The organism is Clostridium sp. AM22-11AC (assembly GCF_003473545.1).
Lineage (GTDB): Bacteria > Bacillota > Clostridia > Lachnospirales > Lachnospiraceae > Enterocloster.
The window spans coordinates 91,921-108,389 of record NZ_QUCM01000001.1 but is presented as its reverse complement, the minus strand read 5'-3'; the positions used below and the strand labels follow the sequence as shown (position 1 = coordinate 108,389).

Here is a 16,469-nt window from a genome sequence, read left to right as displayed (position 1 = left end):
GAGGCAGCATATGAAAAAAGAACGTTTTTTCGGAAAAAACGGACAGACTGCCTTCCTTGGAGCAGCAGTTCTGGTCTTACTGATCTGTTATATTGACAATTTCCATGGTGGAAGCGCCTGGATCCCTACTTATTTTCAGCATGTGGCAGTTAACTGTCTGATTGCAGCCATCCTGGCATTAGGATTAAACTTTGTATCCGGCTATTTAGGCCAGACTTCCTTAGGCCATGCAGCATTTTATGGCATTGGCGCTTATACAACAGCCGTATTATTAAAATATACCAACATCAGTTTCTGGATCACCATTCCTGTGGGACTTCTTCTGGCAGCTCTTGTATCTATTCCACTGGCAATGGCTTCCCTTCGTGTAAAGGGACAGTTTTTGATTGTTATCACCTATGCATTTTGCGAGATCTTACGTTTCATCGCCATTAATACAGCAGCTTTAGGTGGAACAGCCGGTATACCGGGACTTAAATCCCCGGAGATCTTTGGTATTAAGATCACCAAGCTGGCAGCTTCCAGCAAAGGCGGTTACATCCTGATCCTGTTCTTGATCGTAGCAGCAGTAGCATTTTTCGCATGGAAAACAGAACATTCCAGGATCGGCTATGCTTTTTCAGCTATCAGGGAAGATGAGATCGCAGCTGTTGCCATGGGTATTAACACTAAGTATTACAAGGTACTTGCCATGGTGATCTCAGCAGTGATCTGCAGCATTGCAGGAAGTTTTCAGGCAGTGTTTGCAAGCATGGTCAGCCCGGAGCTTTTAAACTCTACCAAGTCCATTTCCATTCTTACTATGGTAGTTATCGGTGGACGCAGAAGCATCAAAGGTATGATCTTAGGAGGTATCCTTCTTACCATTCTTCCTGAGTTATTCCATTCCGTAAAAGACATTGCAGGACTTCCATTTGACCCATGGATGATCCTTTACGGCTTCCTTCTTGTATTTATGATGCGTTTCAGACCGCAGGGCATCTGGGGCGTGACTAAAAAGGAAACAGCAGAAGTGGAAGAGGGGTGATGGATATGCTGCTTGAGACAAAAAAAGTAACGAAAATATTCGGCGGACTTCACGCCAACAGTGATATTGATTTTTCCATTGATGAAGGCGAGATCGTAGCCATCATCGGACCAAACGGTTCAGGCAAGACTACATTTTATAATGTACTTACAGGAATTTCCCCTGCAACCAGAGGCCAGATCATTTTCAAGGGCAAAAGCATAGAAAAAATGCAGCCGGAAGCTATTACCCGCCTTGGCATGGCCCGTACTTTCCAGAATATCCGTCTTTTTGGAAATATGACAGTAGCGGAAAATATCATTATTGCCCGCCACTGCAGAAGAAAGACTGGTATCTGGGACTCTTTAATAGGAAGTCCAAGACTTAAAAAAGAAGAGGCGGAAAACCAGGAATACATTAAGAAATGTCTGGAATACGTAGGTATTTATGATAAAAAAGACTGGCTGGCTAAAAATCTTCCATACGGCATGCAGCGCCGACTGGAGATCGCCAGAGTCCTGGCAACAGAGCCAAGCCTGATCCTACTTGATGAGCCGGCAGCAGGCATGAACCCACATGAAAAGGATGAGCTGGTGGAGATCATCAATCGCCTGAAAGCAGAGAAATATTCCATTATCCTCATTGAACATGCCATGCGTATGGTCATGAATATTGCAGACCGGGTGGTAGTATTTGACCACGGACAGAAGATCGCAGAAGGACTGCCACAGGATGTAAAAAATGATCCTGTTGTGATTGAGTCTTATCTGGGAAAGGGGGCATCTGCAAATGGCGATGCTTGATGTAAAAGACCTGAATGTATATTATGGCAAGATCCATGCTATTAAAAATATAAGTCTTACAGTAGAAGAAGGAGAGCTGGTCTCCCTGATCGGGGCAAACGGCGCAGGAAAGACCTCTCTTTTGACGGCTATTATGGGCCAGATCCCGTCTACAGGCCAGATCAGCTTTGAAGGCCAGGCAGTCCACGGAAACGGAACCATGGAGATCGTAAGAAACGGTATGACCATGGTACCGGAAGGCAGACGTGTATTTCCAAGAACTTCTGTAATGGACAATCTGCTGTTAGGCGCTTACAGCCGTAAGGATAAGGAAAATGTAAAAGGCGACTTAAACAAGATCTTTGAAATGTTCCCAAGACTGTTAGAACGTAAAAACCAGCTGGCAGGCACCTTATCCGGCGGCGAACAGCAGATGCTGGCTATGGGGCGCGCGCTGATGTCAAGACCAAGACTTCTGCTCCTTGATGAGCCGTCTATGGGACTTTCGCCAAGACTGGTTGACCAGGTATTTGATACCATTGTTTCTATTAATAAGTCAGGAACCACCATTATGCTGGTAGAGCAGAACGCAAACCAGGCTCTTCGTGTGGCAAAAAGAGGCTATGTAATAGAGACGGGTGAGATCGTTCTTTCGGATGATGCAGATAAGTTATTGTCCAACCCGCAGGTGAAGGAAGCATATCTGGGTGGTTAAAACACGGGAGTAATTGGAAAAATCTGGAAAATACCACTTGAAAATTGCAATCTGGGAAATAGGATCTGGAAAGGCGGGAGCAAAGGTGAAAGTACTGGTATGGTGTGCTACTGCAGAGGACTGCAGGGTATTTGAACAGTATAATAAGGGAAGAATTGAGTTTGAATATACTCCGGATACATTAACAGAGGAAAATGTTTCCTCCTGTAAAGGCTATGAAGGGATCGTGATCCAGACCAGGTGCATAATCACGGAAAAGGTAGCAGCCCTTTTGGCAGAGGCAGGAGTAAAATTTATCGCCTGCCGTTCCGCCGGTTTTGACCATGTAAACTTGGCAGCCATAAAGAAATATGGCATCAAGGCCTGCAATGTTCCTTTGTATTCTCCAAATGCCATTGCGGAATACGCCGTCATGGCATCTATGATGGCGTTGCGGAAGGTAAAAAAGCAGCTGCACATGACAGAAAAAGGAGATTATACCTTAAAAGGTCTGCGCGGCCAGGAACTGCGTGACCAGACCATTGGTATTATCGGAACCGGCCGGATCGGCATGGAAAGTCTGAAAATATTTTCCTCTTTCACAAAGGATATTTTACTCTACGACCCTTATCCAAGAGAAGACGCGAAAGCAATGGGGACCTATGTTTCTCTGGATGAGATCTACGAAAAGTCAACACTCTTAGTATTTCACTGTCCTTTTACAAAAGAAAATTTCCATATGGTAAATGGTGACAGCATCCGTAAAATGCGCACAGGTGTGGTCCTTGTAAACCCGGCAAGAGGGGGACTTTTTGATCATCAGGCTGTATTAGAGGGCTTAAAAGAAGGAAAGATCGGTGCCCTTGCAATGGACGTTTACGAGGATGAAAAAAATTATCTGCGTAAGGACCTGAAAGGGGAAAGTACAGGTGATGCTGTATTTGACCAGCTTATTTCAAGAGAAGATGTGATCTATACTGCCCATACTGCTTTTTATACAGACCGTGCGATCTTTAATATGATCGAGACCACAGTGGAAAATCTCTGGGAATACGGACAGACAGGAAGCTGTGCTCATGAACTGACCTAAGAGAGCGTTTACAGGGATAAAGGGTACAAAATCAGGGAAAAGAGGGACCTAGATATGGAAAAAGAGTTTGATATATTAACAGGTGCAAAACGACTGGATGAAGTACGGTTTTCCAAGATTCGTACAGTAATGGATATGGTAGCTGACCTTCGTGCCAAAGGGGAGAAAGTGCTGGCATTAAGCGCCGGAGAACCGGATTTTGACACACCGGCCCCTATTAAAGAGGCAGTGATCAAAGCCTTGGAAGAAAATTATACCCATTATGGCTCCAACAGAGGCTATCCGGCTCTTAGAAAACTTCTGTCAGAGAAACTGGAAAAAGAGACAGGGGTTTCCTATGATCCGGAGACAGAGATCATTTTCACCACCGGCGGTGCAGAAGCCTTAAACAATGCCTTTATGGCAGTGGTAGATCCGGGAGATGAGGTGATCGTATTTTCACCGGCTTTTATCACCTATGAAAATCTGGTCCATATGTGCGGTGCAAAACTGGTAAAAGTGCCTTTAAAGAAGGAAAATAACTATCAGATCGATATGGATGATCTGAAGGCTGCTGTTACAGACAAGACAAAGCTTCTGGTGATGAACAATCCAAACAACCCAACGGGCGCTGTTTACAGCAAAGAGTGCTTAGAGCAGGTATGTGAGCTGGCAAAGGAGAAGAACTTCCTGATCCTTTCTGATGAAATGTATTCCAGACTGGTGTATGGAGACGGAAAATTCTATTCTATTGCCTCTTTCCCGGATATGAAGGAGAGGACCATTATCATCAATGGTTTTTCCAAGACCTATGCAATGACCGGCTGGAGAGTAGGCTACGTGGCAGCTCCTGCAAAGCTTCTGCCAAGTATCTTAAAGGTACATCAGTACTGCAGCACCTGTTGTCCTACCTTTATCCATGTGGGTCTTGCAAATGCACTGGACCTGCCGGAAACAGAAGAGGCAGTGTGCAAAATGGTAGATGCGTTTGCAAAGAGACGGGAAGTGCTGATTGAAGGACTGGATCAGATCCCGGGAATTACCTATGTGAAGCCGGAAGGCGCTTTTTATGCCATGGTGGATGTATCCTCTTTTGGGGTAGACGGAGATACCTTTGCAGCAAAGCTTTTAAAGGAAAAACATGTGGCAGTGATCCCGGGCTCCGGTCTTGGGGAGAACTGCAAGGACGCAGTGCGTATTTCCTTTGCAGCATCAGAAGATACCATAAGAAAGGCAACAGCGCGGATGAAAGAGTTTATCCAGGAGAAAGCTTATGAATCTTAGTGCAGTGATCAACCTTCAGCTGGTGATGTTTGCCCTGTTTATCTGTGGCTTTATCCTTACAAGAAAAGGAGTCATCAACAGTGAGCGGCGAAAAGGCATGTCTGACCTGCTCATCGACCTGTTCCTTCCGGCAAATATTATCTGCGCCTTTCTGACGGGCATCAGCAGGGACGTATTTGCAGAGGCCTTTCAGGTGCTTGTGATCGCTCTTGGGATCCAGATCATTTCCTATCTGTTGGGACTGGTATTATATAGGAAGGAAGTAAACGGGCGGAGAATGGTCCTGCGCTATGCAACTATCTGTTCCAATGCCGGATTTATGGGAAATCCGGTAGTGGAAGGGATCTATGGTTCCCAGGGCTTACTGTATGCTTCTGTTTATCTGATCCCCTTAAGAATCTTTATGTGGTCTGCCGGTCTTTCCTGCTTTACAGTGGCAAGTCCAAAGGATATTGTAAAAAAACTGGTCCATCATCCCTGTATCATTGCAGTAGTTATCGGTATGGCCCTGATGCCATTTCCTGATGTTGTTCCAAGTTTCCTGCTTCAGACCATGCAGTCCTGCAGCAAATGTGTTCTTCCTGTTTCCATGATCGTCATTGGAAGTATTTTGTCGGAAGCAGATATCCGTAAAATGTTAAAGGGAAGCACCTTATTTTACTGTGTCGTGCGCCTTCTGGGAATTCCGGCTGTTACCATGGTCGTATGCCGTCTTCTTGGAATGGGGGCGCTGGTAACAGGTGTATGTACCATCTTAGCAGGAATGCCTGCAGGAAGTACCACAGCGATCCTTGCGGAAAAATATGACGGGGATGCAAAATATGCTTCTGAATGTGTCTTTCTGTCTACGGTACTTTCCCTTTTTACCATGCCTCTTTTGTATATGATACTGGCCTGAATATTTTTGCTGAACTGTAACGAAATAGTGCACAATAGCAGCCGGATTGTAATTAGTTAAAACTAACAAAAATAAAGAAAACTGCCTGCCGGCTCTGACATTTTTCGAAAAATCGTGCTAAACTGAAACAGGAAACTGTGAATGTGAAGCATGAGAAAATCTGGGAAAGTCTCAGATACAAAAGAAAGCAGGCAAAATTTTATGTACGAGAAAGGACAATATATTGTATACGGCATCCGTGGAGTCTGCCAGGTAGCAGACATTATCACCATTGATCATCCCGTCGGGCCCAAAGGGCGTCTTTATTATGAACTTCATCCTTATAATCAGAAGGATGGAAAGATCGTCACACCGGTAGACTCGGAGAAGACCATTACAAGGCTGTTGCTTACCAGACCGGAGGCAGAGGCGCTGATCCAAGAGATCCCTCAGATCAAAGAAATGACCGTGGCAAATGACAAACAGAGGGAAGAACGGTATAAAGAGGCTTTAAAAACCTGCGACTGCCGTGTATGGGTGAGTATGATCAAGGCGTTGTATCTGCGAAAACAGGACCGGATCGAGCACAAGAAAAAGGTGACGGATCTGGATGAGCGGTATTTTCGCATGGCAGAAGATTATCTGAATTCAGAGCTTTCCCTTGCACTTGATATATCTAAGGAAAAGATAAATGAATATATTAAAGAACGGATTGTGGTGTGAAAGCCACGGTCCTTTTTTACTTTATAGGAAAGACCGCCTGCGTTAGCAGGCGGCAATTTTTATATTCGGATGATTTATTCGATGGTGGTTCCGGCTTCGCCAGTCAGACTTTCTTCTGCCTTGTCCAGAGAAGTGATGATCGCCTTACGGCCTTTTCCTGCCTCTAAGAAGTTTACAGAAGCGGAAACCTTTGGCAGCATGGAAGCAAATTCAAACTGTCCCTGGTCCATATATGCCTTTGCTTCGTCAATGGTCATATGATGGATCGGCTCTTCTTTATCAGTTCCGAAGTTTAAGGTAACATTGTCAACGCTTGTAAGGATCATCATAACGTCAGCGTCGATCTCTTTTGCTAAAAGGCCGGTTGCCAGGTCTTTTTCAATAATGGCACTGGCGCCTCTTAAGTTATATCCCTGTTCCATAACCGGGATGCCGCCGCCTCCGCAGGCGATGACGATCTGGTCTGCGTCCATTAAAGCCTTGATGGCGTCGATCTCAACAATGGCAACTGGATGAGGAGAAGCTACGATACGTCTGAAGCCGCCTTCTACGGCTTTTACATGGTTGCCCTTTGCCTCTTCTTCTTTTGCTTCTTCTTCGCTCATTACACGGCCAACTACTTTTACAGGGGTGTAAAATGCCTCATCGTAAGGATCTACGGTTACCTGGGTAAGAACGGTGCTTACCGGCTTGTAGATGCCACGTTTGATCAGTTCAGCGCGGATGCCGTTCTGTAAGTCATAGCCGATATAGCCCTGGCTCATAGCGGAGCATACAGACATAGGAGCGGAGCTGTATCCGTCGTGCTGCTTGCCGAATTCATTCATTGCTGTGTGGATCATTCCTACCTGTGGTGCGTTGCTGTGAACGATGGCAACCTGCCAGCCGTCCTGGATGAAGTCTGCGATCACTTTTGCAGTGCGCTTTACGGCTTCCTTCTGTTCCGGAAGATTGGTTCCCATATCTTTATGGCCGATGGCCATGACGATCCTCTTTTTTGCCATAATGCTTACCTCACTTTTCAGGAAATATTTTTAACATTATGATACATTATTATGATGATAATTGCAATGAAAAGCGAAAAAAGATGATAGCAAAAGGTTGATGGCTGTGCTATACTGACTGCATGTGTGTAAGGCGGAAAAAAGAGAATGTGAATAGAATGAGGATCTTGCCGGAAGGCTTCGGATGGAAGGTTCTGGCAGCCATGGCAGCAGCTGTGGCTGGGAATATCCTGGTGCAGTACGTGATCCCGTGGCCGGATTTTATGAAGGCGTCTTATGGGGCTGCAGCAGAGATACTGGGGGATTATCCTGTGGGAGTTTATCTGCTTTTGACGCTTCTTATAGCGCCTCTGGTGGAAGAAGGGATATTTCGCAGAGGGATTTATGCAGTCTTTAGAAGATGGCTGGGAGTGACTCCGGCTGCGTTTTTATCAGCACTTGCATTTGGTCTGTATCATGGGAACTGGATCCAGGGAATTTATGGTTTTGTTTTTGGGCTGCTTCTTGCCTGGGGATATGAGAGCAGTTCTTTTGGAAAGTACAGGATGGTTGTGCTGATGCATGGGGCTGCCAATGGGGCGGCGGTGCTTTGCAGTATGGTTTTTAGTGGCTTATTTTAAGTAATGATGAAGTGTAGATAACAGCAAAATAAGAAAGAGAAGCGAAGGAGGAAGAACGTGAAGTTATTATCCATTGCGATTCCATGTTATAATTCAGAAGCTTATATGGAACATTGTATCAATACACTGCTTACAGGTGGTGATGAGGTGGAGATCATTATTGTAGATGATGGTTCACAGAAGGATCGTACACCGGAGATCGCAGATGAGTATGAGCGGAAATATCCGGGCATCTGCCGTGCGGTCCATCAGGAAAACGGCGGACATGGCCAGGCGGTAAATACAGGTCTTAAAAATGCTACAGGTGTGTTTTTTAAGGTTGTGGACAGTGATGACTGGGTCAATGAAGAGGCATACCAGAAGGTTCTGGAAACTCTGAGAAAGTTTGTGTATGGTCAGGAGACCATTGATATGCTGGTTACCAACTTTGTCTATGAAAAGGAAGGGGCAAAGCGGAAAAAGGTGATGAATTATCATACTGCTTTTCCTAAGGATAAGGTGTTTACCTGGAAGGACGTTAAGTTCTTTATGACAGGACAGTATATCCTGATGCATTCTGTTATTTACAGAACAGAATTGCTGCGTCAGTGTGGATTGGAACTGCCGAAGCATACATTCTATGTGGATAATATTTTCGTGTACCAGCCACTTCCTCATGTAAAGAATATGTATTACCTGGATGTGAATTTCTACCGCTATTTTATTGGAAGATCGGACCAGTCTGTAAATGAGCAGGTAATGATCGGAAGGATCGACCAGCAGCTGCGGGTTACAAAGCTGATGCTGGGATATTATGATGTGACGAAGATCCCGAACAGAAAGCTGAAGCATTATATGACTTCTTATCTGGAGATCATGATGACGATCTGTTCTGTGCTGGCTATTAAGTCGGGGACAGAGGAGAATATGGAAAAGAAGAAGGAACTTTGGGAGTCTTTGAAGAAGCAGAATTTGGCTCTTTGGCTGAGATTGCGGTTTGGATTTTTGGGACAGGGATGCAATCTGCCGGGTAAGGGCGGTAGAGAGTTGCTGATCTTGGGGTATAAGATTACGCAGAAGTTCTATGGGTTTAATTAATCCCCCACGGACAATCGAGAAATTAAAAATCTGGGGATTATCTCAAGAATATAAAATAAAAAGGCGCTTGGTGTTTTAGCCAAGCGCTTTTTCTGTTATCTTCTTGTCTTCGGTGTCGGTTGCGTATCCGTATACTAAGTAGTGGATGGCATAGGACATCAGGAAAGCACCGCATACATCGATGATGGAGTGTTGTTTTAAAAACATGGTTGCCAGACAGATGGAAATGGTGAGAAGCAGTGATCCTAACCGCAGGAAGCGATATTTTGCTAAGATCTGGCTTCTGCTGATGGCAATGTGGGTTCCTACGGCATTGTATACGTGGATGCTTGGGAAGACATTGGTGCAGGTGTCTGTTTTGTAGAGGGCAGCTACGGCTGCGCTGAAAATGTTCTTGTTCGGGTCGATGACCGGGCGGAAGTCGGTACCGTTGTGGAAGAAGGTACAGATGATCAGGCTCAGGGTCATGCCGGAAAACAGGAATGTACACATTTTGTAGTAGTCTTCTTTGCTGCGGAACAGGAAGAAAACCAATGTTCCTGCTACGTAGAGGAACCACAAAAGGTACGGTATGATGAAGTATTCATTAAATGGGATCAGGTCGTCTAAGGACGCATGCATAATGTGATAATCACGGGTGACTGTCCGCTCCAGGTACATGAACCAGGGCAGGTAGATGAATGCGTAGGACAGCAGCCATGCATGCCTGTATTTGTGTAAAAATTCGCGGATCTTTTTCATAGTTTCCTTTCTTATCCTATATAGTATCAAACAAATTTTGAAATAGTGTTTACATAGTTTCTTTTTTATCGTGGAGATTATAGCACGGTAAATTTTGAAAAACAAGGGGAGTCAGGAAATATTAATAAAGTTCTCTTCTATTTTTATTTTTGTTATGATATATTTATTATTAAGAAATAAATTTACATGAGATTGGTGGCGTGAGAAATGAGTGAAGCACGAAGCGTTCTGGGAGTGATCTGTTCTGCCTATGACAGTTTTTTTGAAGCAGAGAAAAAGATCGCGGACTATATTATGGAACATAAAGAGCAGGCTGTGGATATGACAGTGGGAGAACTGGCAAAGGCTAGCGGTACCAGTGATGCTACTGTGTCAAGATTTTGCCGCAGATGTGGTTTTAAGGGATTTCAGAACCTGAAACTGACACTTGCAAGAGAGATTCTGGAGGAAGAGCATCAGAGCCAGGAAGTGACCAATGATATTGACAGGACGGATCTGGAACAGTCTTTAAAGAACATTCTTGCGAATAAAATTGCGGAACTGACAGAGACTATAAAGATGATGGACATTAAAAATCTGGAGGTTATTCTGGATAAGCTGGAGCATGCAAGGATGGTGCAGCTGGCAGCTGTGGGAAATACGATCCCTGTGGCATTAGACGGAGCTTTTAAGCTGAACCAGCTGGGTATTCCGGCAGTGGCAGGGGATATCTGGGAAGCCCAGGCTGCGTATGCTTTTAATCTGGGGCCGGAGGATGTGGTTTTGATCATTTCAAACTCTGGTTCTTCCAAGCGGTTGGAGACGCTGGCTTTGGGAGCGAAGGAAAATGGAAGTACCCTGGTGCTTATTACGAATAACAGGGAGTCACCGTTAGCACAGATCTGTGATTATAAGATCATTACTGCTACCAGGGAAAAACTTCTCACAGAGGAATTCTGGTTTTCCAGAGTCACAGCCACTACTGTGATCGAGATCATTTACCTTCTTTTGATGGCGGGAAAGAAGGATGCGGTTGAGCATATCAGACGCCATGAAAAAGCTATATTATCTGATAAACAGAGGGGATAGATACACAAGATAATATATCAGGCAGCACCTAACAATCTGCACAAAAGAGAGTCGCATTTTACAGAAAAATGCGGCTCTTTTTATCTAAAGTGCTGAAAATTAGTGTGAAATTAATTTTCTCAAAGAACACTATTGACGAAAAATAAAAATCATATTATAGTAAAGCCATAAGGATAAGAAATAAAATTTCTTAAAAGTAAGGAGAAGTGACGTATGATTTACACGGTGACTTTTAATCCGGCACTGGACTATGTGATCTCTGTGGATCATTTTACTCCAGGTAAGATCAACCGGACCGTATCAGAAAACATGATCTGCGGGGGAAAAGGGATCAATGTATCGGCTCTTTTAGCAAATCTGGGTTATGAGAGTACAGCACTGGGCTTTGTAGCAGGTTTTACAGGAGCTGAGATCGAAAAGAGAGCGAAAGAGCTGGGGTTTGCATCAGATTTCATTCATGTAAAGAAGGGCATGTCCCGTATCAATGTGAAGATGAAATCAGACGAAGAGACGGAGATCAACGGCATGGGACCGGATATCCAGCAGGAAGATGTGGATGCTTTGTTTGAGAAGCTGGATGGCCTGAAAGAAGGGGATGTGCTGGTACTTTCCGGAAGTATTCCTTCTATGATCAGTCATCATATTTATGAGGAGATCATGAAGCGGCTGGAGGACAGAGGTGTACGTATGGTTGTGGATGCGGAAAAGGATCTGCTGTTGGATGTACTGCCTTTGAAGCCATTTCTTATTAAGCCAAATAATCATGAACTGGGTCAGATGTTTGGAAGAAAATTGAAGACGGAAGATGAGATCATAGAGTGCGCAAAGGAACTGCAGGACCGGGGTGCTGTAAATGTCCTGGTTTCTATGGCAGGAGACGGCGCATTGCTGGTTGCAGAAGATGGACATATTTATAAGGAAGGTGTCTGCAGGGGAACAGTGAAAAACTCCGTAGGTGCCGGTGACTCTATGGTAGCGGGATTTTTAGCCGGTTATCTGGAAAAAGGAGATTATGAGTACGCTTTGAAGCTGGGAACAGCCAGTGGCGGCGCAACCGCATTTTCCTATGGTATTGGTACAAAGGAACTGATCATGGAGTTGTTAGGACAGTTACAGTAAGCTTACGATGAAATAAAATATGGGCATGAAAAAGCAGATTGAAATATAGAAGGAGGTATACACATGCGTATTACAGAGCTGTTGAAAAAGGAAAGCATTGAACTGGGCGTGAAAGTGGCAGACAAGAACGCAGCCATTGACAAACTGATCTCACTGATGGATGCTGGTGGACGGCTTAACAGTACACAGGGATATAAGGAAGGAATTTTAGCAAGAGAGGCACTTGGAAGTACAGCCATTGGTGAAGGAATTGCCATCCCACACGCAAAGGTAGAGGCAGTAAAAGAACCGGGACTTGCAGCAATGGTAGTTCCGGAAGGCGTGGATTATGAGGCATTTGACGGCTCCCTGGCAAATCTGATCTTTATGATCGCAGCACCGGCAGCAGGAGATGATGTGCATTTACAGGCATTATCCAGACTGTCTACCTTATTGATGAACCCGGGATTTAAGGAGAGCCTGATCGCTGCAAAGGATACAGATGAGTTTTTAGATATCATCGACAAGGCGGAAAATGAGCGCTTTGGCGAAGAAGAGAGGAAAACAGAGGCAGCTGCAGAAAATGTGACAGAGGATAAGGCTGTGGAACAGAAGGTAGATGATGGGGCAGAAAAGAGTGCTTTGGCGGTTAATGCACATTACCGGGTGTTAGCTGTAACTGCCTGCCCTACAGGTATTGCCCATACGTACATGGCAGCGGAAAATCTGGAAAATACAGGAAAGAAGCTGGGGATTTCCTTGAAGGCTGAGACAGATGGCTCCGGCGGTGCCCAGAATGTGCTGACAAAAGAGGAGATTGCGGCAGCAGAGGCGATCATCGTAGCAGCGGATAAGAACGTGGAAATGGCCCGTTTTGACGGAAAGCCGGTGATCATGGTTCCTGTAGCAGATGGTATCCACAAGGCAGAGGTTCTGATCAACCAGGCAGTAAGCGGAACCGTACCGATCTATCATTACTCAGGAGACGCTTCCGGCGCAGCTTCTGAAGGGGAGAATGACAGCGTAGGAAGACAGATCTACAAGCATCTGATGAACGGTGTATCCCACATGCTTCCATTTGTGATCGGCGGCGGTATCCTGATCGCACTGGCATTCTTACTGGATGATTATTCTATTGATCCATCCAATTTTGGTAAGAACACACCTCTTGCAGCTTACTTAAAGACCATTGGTGAGCAGGCATTTGGCATGATGCTTCCGATCCTTGCAGGCTTTATTGCCATGAGTATTGCAGACCGTCCTGGTCTTGCAGTTGGTCTGGTAGCAGGTCTGATCGCTAAAATGGGTTCTACTTTTGCAAATCCGGCTGGCGGAGATGTAAACGCAGGTTTCCTTGGCGCATTATTTGCAGGTTTTGCAGGTGGTTACATTGTATTAGGACTGAAGAAACTGTTTTCCAAACTTCCAAAGTCACTGGAAGGTATCAAACCTGTGTTATTGTATCCAGTGATCGGTATTTTCCTTGCAGCAGTCGTTACTACCTTTATCAATCCATATATGGGCATGATCAATGATGGACTGACCCACTTCTTAAATGGAATGGGAGGAACCAGCCGTGTCGTTTTAGGTATGATCCTTGGCGGCATGATGTCTATTGATATGGGTGGTCCTTTCAACAAAGCAGCTTATGTATTCGGAACAGCGCAGTTAGCAGAAGGAAACTTTGAAGTAATGGCAGCGGTAATGGCAGGTGGTATGGTGCCTCCGATCGCGATCGCTCTTTGCACTACTTTCTTTAAGAAGAAATTTACGGAAAAAGAGCGTCAGTCCGGTGTTGTAAACTACGTAATGGGTCTTTCCTTCATTACAGAAGGCGCTATTCCATTTGCAGCGCAGGATCCTCTTCGTGTAATCCCGTCCTGTCTCATCGGTTCTGCCATTGCAGGTGGTCTGTCCATGGCATTTGGCTGTACGTTAAGAGCACCTCACGGCGGATTATTCGTACTGCCTACCATCGGCAATCCGGTGATGTATCTGGCAGCAGTTGTGATCGGAGCTGTTGTAGGTTGCTTAATCCTGGGAATTCTGAAAAAGAACGTGGAAGAATAAAATATTGCATCTTCCCCTACATCGCAGGGGAAAGCAGATATATACTTAAGGGAGTATTTTACAGCAGCCCGGCCAAGGGGAGAAACGGCCGGGCTGTTTTTGCGCCAGGACACATTCTTTTATATGAAAAAGCCATGAAAATAAATGGAAAAATAATTTTCAAAAAGTGTTGACAATTCCTACAATTTGAATTATACTATTCAAGCAATCGCATTTGAGACAAATGTGAAAGCGGATACGGGGTCTTAGCTCAGCTGGGAGAGCATCTGCCTTACAAGCAGAGGGTCACAGGTTCGAGCCCTGTAGGCCCCATCCAATTAAATAATTATGGCGGAATAGCTCAGATGGCTAGAGCACACGGTTCATACCCGTGGTGTCGAGAGTTCGAATCTCCCTTCCGCTACTGTATGGGGTCTTAGCTCAGCTGGGAGAGCATCTGCCTTACAAGCAGAGGGTCACAGGTTCGAGCCCTGTAGGCCCCATCCAATAACTAAATATGGCGAGATAGCTCAGTTGGCTAGAGCACGCGGTTCATACCCGCGGTGTCGAGGGTTCGAATCCCCCTCTCGCTATGAAAAAAGCAATTTGCGTAGTGCAGATTGCTTTTTTGCTATATACAAATATACATTGGCAGGTCACTGGACGAGCAGTTCATAGACGGTGACATAAGGGGCATTTTTAATAGAAATTTTCGATGCGTTTTATATTCTTTTCGGTACCATTATGCTATAATAAAATGAGCACAGAAAAACAAGAAAGGACACCCTGTTTGCCTATGTACCATTTTATCATTAACCCAAACGCAGGCTCCGGCAGAGGATGGAAAGTATGGAGAGCTATTGCCGGTTATATGGACCGGCACAATATTGAATATGAAGCGGTTCTGACAAATGGGATCGGCGAAGCCAGAGACGCTGCCAGAGAGCTGACAAAGGAAGCAGGAAAGCCATGCTTCCTTATTGTTGTAGGCGGAGATGGCACGATGAACGAGGTATTAGATGGTGCATCCTTTCATGGTCCTTTAAATCTTGGCTATATTCCGGCTGGAACAGGAAATGATCTGTGGCGAAGTCTGCACATGCCGGCAAGCCCGGTGAAGTGCCTGAAAAAGCAGCTTCAGCCAAGACATTTTTCCATGATCGATTATGGTGTCCTTTCCTATGGAAAAGGAGAACCTTTTCACAGACGTTTCTTAGTCAGTGCCGGGATCGGCTTTGACGCTGCAGTCTGTCAGGCAGCCCTTGACTCCCGGCTTCGCAGCCGTTTAGGACATATGGGTTTTCGCAGGCTTTCCTATCTGCTCCTTGGGATCGGCCAGTTTTTTAAATGCAGGTCTTCCAGAGGATATATTGTTTTAGATGGTGTAAAACGGGTAGAATTTAATAACATCCTGTTTATATCCTGCCACATCCAGCCATCAGAAGGCGGCGGTTTCGTCTTTGCCCCGAAAGCAGACGGAAAAGACGGGCTGATGAACATATGCGTAGTCAGTCATTCTAACCGGATGAAACTGATCCCTCTTCTTTTGGGAGCCATGACCGGCAGGAAAAAGCGTTATAAAGGAACCAGAACCTATGAGTGCAGGGAAGTGAAGATACACACAGATGCCCCGCTTCCAGTTCATGTGGACGGAGAAGTGTGTGGAAATGTAAACGATATACAGGCAGAATGTATTCCGCGGAAAGTACGGATGATGTTCTGATCACAGGGTCTGCCAGACAGAATTTTATAAATCAGTTATAAAGGAGACATAAAATAAATGAGGATTGGACAGGGATATGACGTACACAAACTGGTAGAAGGAAGAAAGCTGATCCTTGGCGGTGTGGGGATTCCTTACGAAAAGGGACTGTTAGGCCATTCTGATGCAGATGTGCTTGTACACGCTGTAATGGATGCTCTTTTAGGCGCAGCTGCTTTAGGGGATATCGGACAGCATTTTCCTGATACGGATCCAAGATATGAAGGGATATCCAGTATAGAACTGCTGAAAAAAGTAGGGGAATTACTGGAAGAAAAAGGCTATGTAGTGGAAAATATCGATGCCACCATCATTGCCCAGCGTCCCAAACTTTTAAATTACCGTCCAAAGATGGCAGAAAACATTGCCCAGGCGCTGCATCTGGATGTATCCAGAGTCAGTGTAAAAGCCACTACAGAAGAGGGGCTTGGCTTTACAGGAACCGGGGAAGGAATTTCCTCCCAGGCAATTACATTATTGACGGAAGTAGCTGATTACTGCTATGATAATAAGATAGTAAATGATAGCTGCACAGGCTGTGGAGGCTGCTGCGGCTCTCAAAAATAAAACTGGGGATAAATATGTAAGTTTGTAAAGCTTACAGAAATGAGGAGA

At 45.1% G+C, this 16,469-nt stretch carries 16 protein-coding genes and 4 tRNA genes; 18 read left to right on the top strand and 2 right to left on the bottom strand.

What is annotated here, in order from left to right:
- Window positions 1–10: 10 nt before the first annotated feature.
- The 7 genes from DW251_RS00520 (at window position 11) to DW251_RS00490 (ending at window position 6,435) form a co-directional block, all read left to right on the top strand.
- Window positions 11–1,027 carry a branched-chain amino acid ABC transporter permease gene (locus DW251_RS00520; protein WP_118299916.1) on the top strand — a complete coding sequence of 339 codons (1,017 nt, stop codon included), beginning with the start codon at window positions 11–13 and terminating at the stop codon, window positions 1,025–1,027.
- 5 nt (window positions 1,028–1,032) lie between these two features.
- Window positions 1,033–1,809, top strand: coding sequence for an ABC transporter ATP-binding protein (locus tag DW251_RS00515; protein ID WP_021871162.1), 777 nt, complete (start codon window positions 1,033–1,035; stop codon window positions 1,807–1,809).
- Complete coding sequence (locus DW251_RS00510; protein WP_118300148.1) at window positions 1,802–2,503, top strand: ABC transporter ATP-binding protein; 702 nt, start codon at window positions 1,802–1,804, stop codon at window positions 2,501–2,503. The genes DW251_RS00515 and DW251_RS00510 overlap by 8 nt, the downstream gene beginning before the upstream one ends.
- An 85-nt stretch (window positions 2,504–2,588) precedes the next feature.
- Entirely contained in the window at window positions 2,589–3,572 is a 984-nt protein-coding gene (locus tag DW251_RS00505; RefSeq protein ID WP_021871164.1) for an NAD(P)-dependent oxidoreductase, read from the top strand.
- A 54-nt stretch (window positions 3,573–3,626) separates the two neighbouring features.
- Window positions 3,627–4,835, top strand: coding sequence for a pyridoxal phosphate-dependent aminotransferase (locus DW251_RS00500; RefSeq protein ID WP_118299914.1), 1,209 nt, complete (start codon window positions 3,627–3,629; stop codon window positions 4,833–4,835).
- On the top strand, window positions 4,825–5,733 hold the full coding sequence (locus tag DW251_RS00495) for an AEC family transporter (RefSeq protein WP_118299913.1): 909 nt from the start codon (window positions 4,825–4,827) through the stop codon (window positions 5,731–5,733). The genes DW251_RS00500 and DW251_RS00495 overlap by 11 nt, the downstream gene beginning before the upstream one ends.
- A 201-nt stretch (window positions 5,734–5,934) precedes the next feature.
- A complete protein-coding gene (locus tag DW251_RS00490; protein WP_118299912.1) occupies window positions 5,935–6,435 on the top strand; it encodes a CarD family transcriptional regulator in 501 nt (166 codons plus the stop codon).
- A 74-nt stretch (window positions 6,436–6,509) separates the two neighbouring features.
- Here the strand turns inward: DW251_RS00490 and arcC are convergent, their stop codons facing one another.
- Window positions 6,510–7,439: a carbamate kinase gene (gene arcC / locus DW251_RS00485; RefSeq protein ID WP_021868612.1), complete on the bottom strand. Its 930-nt coding sequence runs from the start codon at window positions 7,437–7,439 to the stop codon at window positions 6,510–6,512.
- A 158-nt stretch (window positions 7,440–7,597) separates the two neighbouring features.
- On the opposite strand from arcC, the gene DW251_RS00480 reads away from it, so the two are divergent.
- Together DW251_RS00480 and DW251_RS00475 are read left to right on the top strand one after the other, a co-directional pair.
- Complete coding sequence (locus DW251_RS00480; protein WP_021868613.1) at window positions 7,598–8,059, top strand: CPBP family intramembrane glutamic endopeptidase; 462 nt, start codon at window positions 7,598–7,600, stop codon at window positions 8,057–8,059.
- A gap of 57 nt (window positions 8,060–8,116) precedes the next feature.
- A complete protein-coding gene (locus DW251_RS00475) occupies window positions 8,117–9,136 on the top strand; it encodes a glycosyltransferase family 2 protein (protein WP_021868614.1) in 1,020 nt (339 codons plus the stop codon).
- Between the two features lie 75 nt (window positions 9,137–9,211).
- On the opposite strand, the gene DW251_RS00470 is transcribed toward DW251_RS00475, so the two are convergent.
- Complete coding sequence (locus tag DW251_RS00470) at window positions 9,212–9,877, bottom strand: phosphatase PAP2 family protein (protein WP_118299911.1); 666 nt, start codon at window positions 9,875–9,877, stop codon at window positions 9,212–9,214.
- A gap of 207 nt (window positions 9,878–10,084) precedes the next feature.
- On the opposite strand from DW251_RS00470, the gene DW251_RS00465 reads away from it, so the two are divergent.
- The 9 genes from DW251_RS00465 to ispF all read left to right on the top strand — a co-directional run bounded on the left by DW251_RS00465 (window position 10,085) and on the right by ispF (window position 16,421).
- Window positions 10,085–10,945 carry a MurR/RpiR family transcriptional regulator gene (locus DW251_RS00465; RefSeq protein WP_021868616.1) on the top strand — a complete coding sequence of 287 codons (861 nt, stop codon included), beginning with the start codon at window positions 10,085–10,087 and terminating at the stop codon, window positions 10,943–10,945.
- Window positions 10,946–11,158: 213 nt separating this feature from the next.
- The gene (gene pfkB, locus DW251_RS00460; protein WP_021868617.1) at window positions 11,159–12,064 is read left to right on the top strand and encodes a 1-phosphofructokinase; all 906 of its coding nucleotides are present in this window, start codon (window positions 11,159–11,161) and stop codon (window positions 12,062–12,064) included.
- A gap of 63 nt (window positions 12,065–12,127) precedes the next feature.
- Window positions 12,128–14,113 (top strand): fructose-specific PTS transporter subunit EIIC, encoded by a 1,986-nt coding sequence (locus DW251_RS00455; protein ID WP_118299910.1) that lies wholly within the window; start codon window positions 12,128–12,130, stop codon window positions 14,111–14,113.
- 239 nt (window positions 14,114–14,352) lie between these two features.
- Window positions 14,353–14,425, top strand: a tRNA-Val gene (locus DW251_RS00450).
- A 17-nt stretch (window positions 14,426–14,442) separates the two neighbouring features.
- Window positions 14,443–14,516 (top strand) — tRNA-Met (locus DW251_RS00445).
- 6 nt (window positions 14,517–14,522) lie between these two features.
- A tRNA-Val gene (locus DW251_RS00440) sits at window positions 14,523–14,595 on the top strand.
- A 16-nt stretch (window positions 14,596–14,611) separates the two neighbouring features.
- Window positions 14,612–14,685: transfer RNA gene (locus DW251_RS00435), tRNA-Met, on the top strand.
- A 203-nt stretch (window positions 14,686–14,888) separates the two neighbouring features.
- Window positions 14,889–15,815 (top strand): diacylglycerol kinase family protein, encoded by a 927-nt coding sequence (locus DW251_RS00430; protein ID WP_021869768.1) that lies wholly within the window; start codon window positions 14,889–14,891, stop codon window positions 15,813–15,815.
- 57 nt (window positions 15,816–15,872) lie between these two features.
- Window positions 15,873–16,421, top strand: coding sequence for a 2-C-methyl-D-erythritol 2,4-cyclodiphosphate synthase (gene ispF, locus DW251_RS00425; protein ID WP_118299909.1), 549 nt, complete (start codon window positions 15,873–15,875; stop codon window positions 16,419–16,421).
- Window positions 16,422–16,469 lie beyond the last annotated feature (48 nt).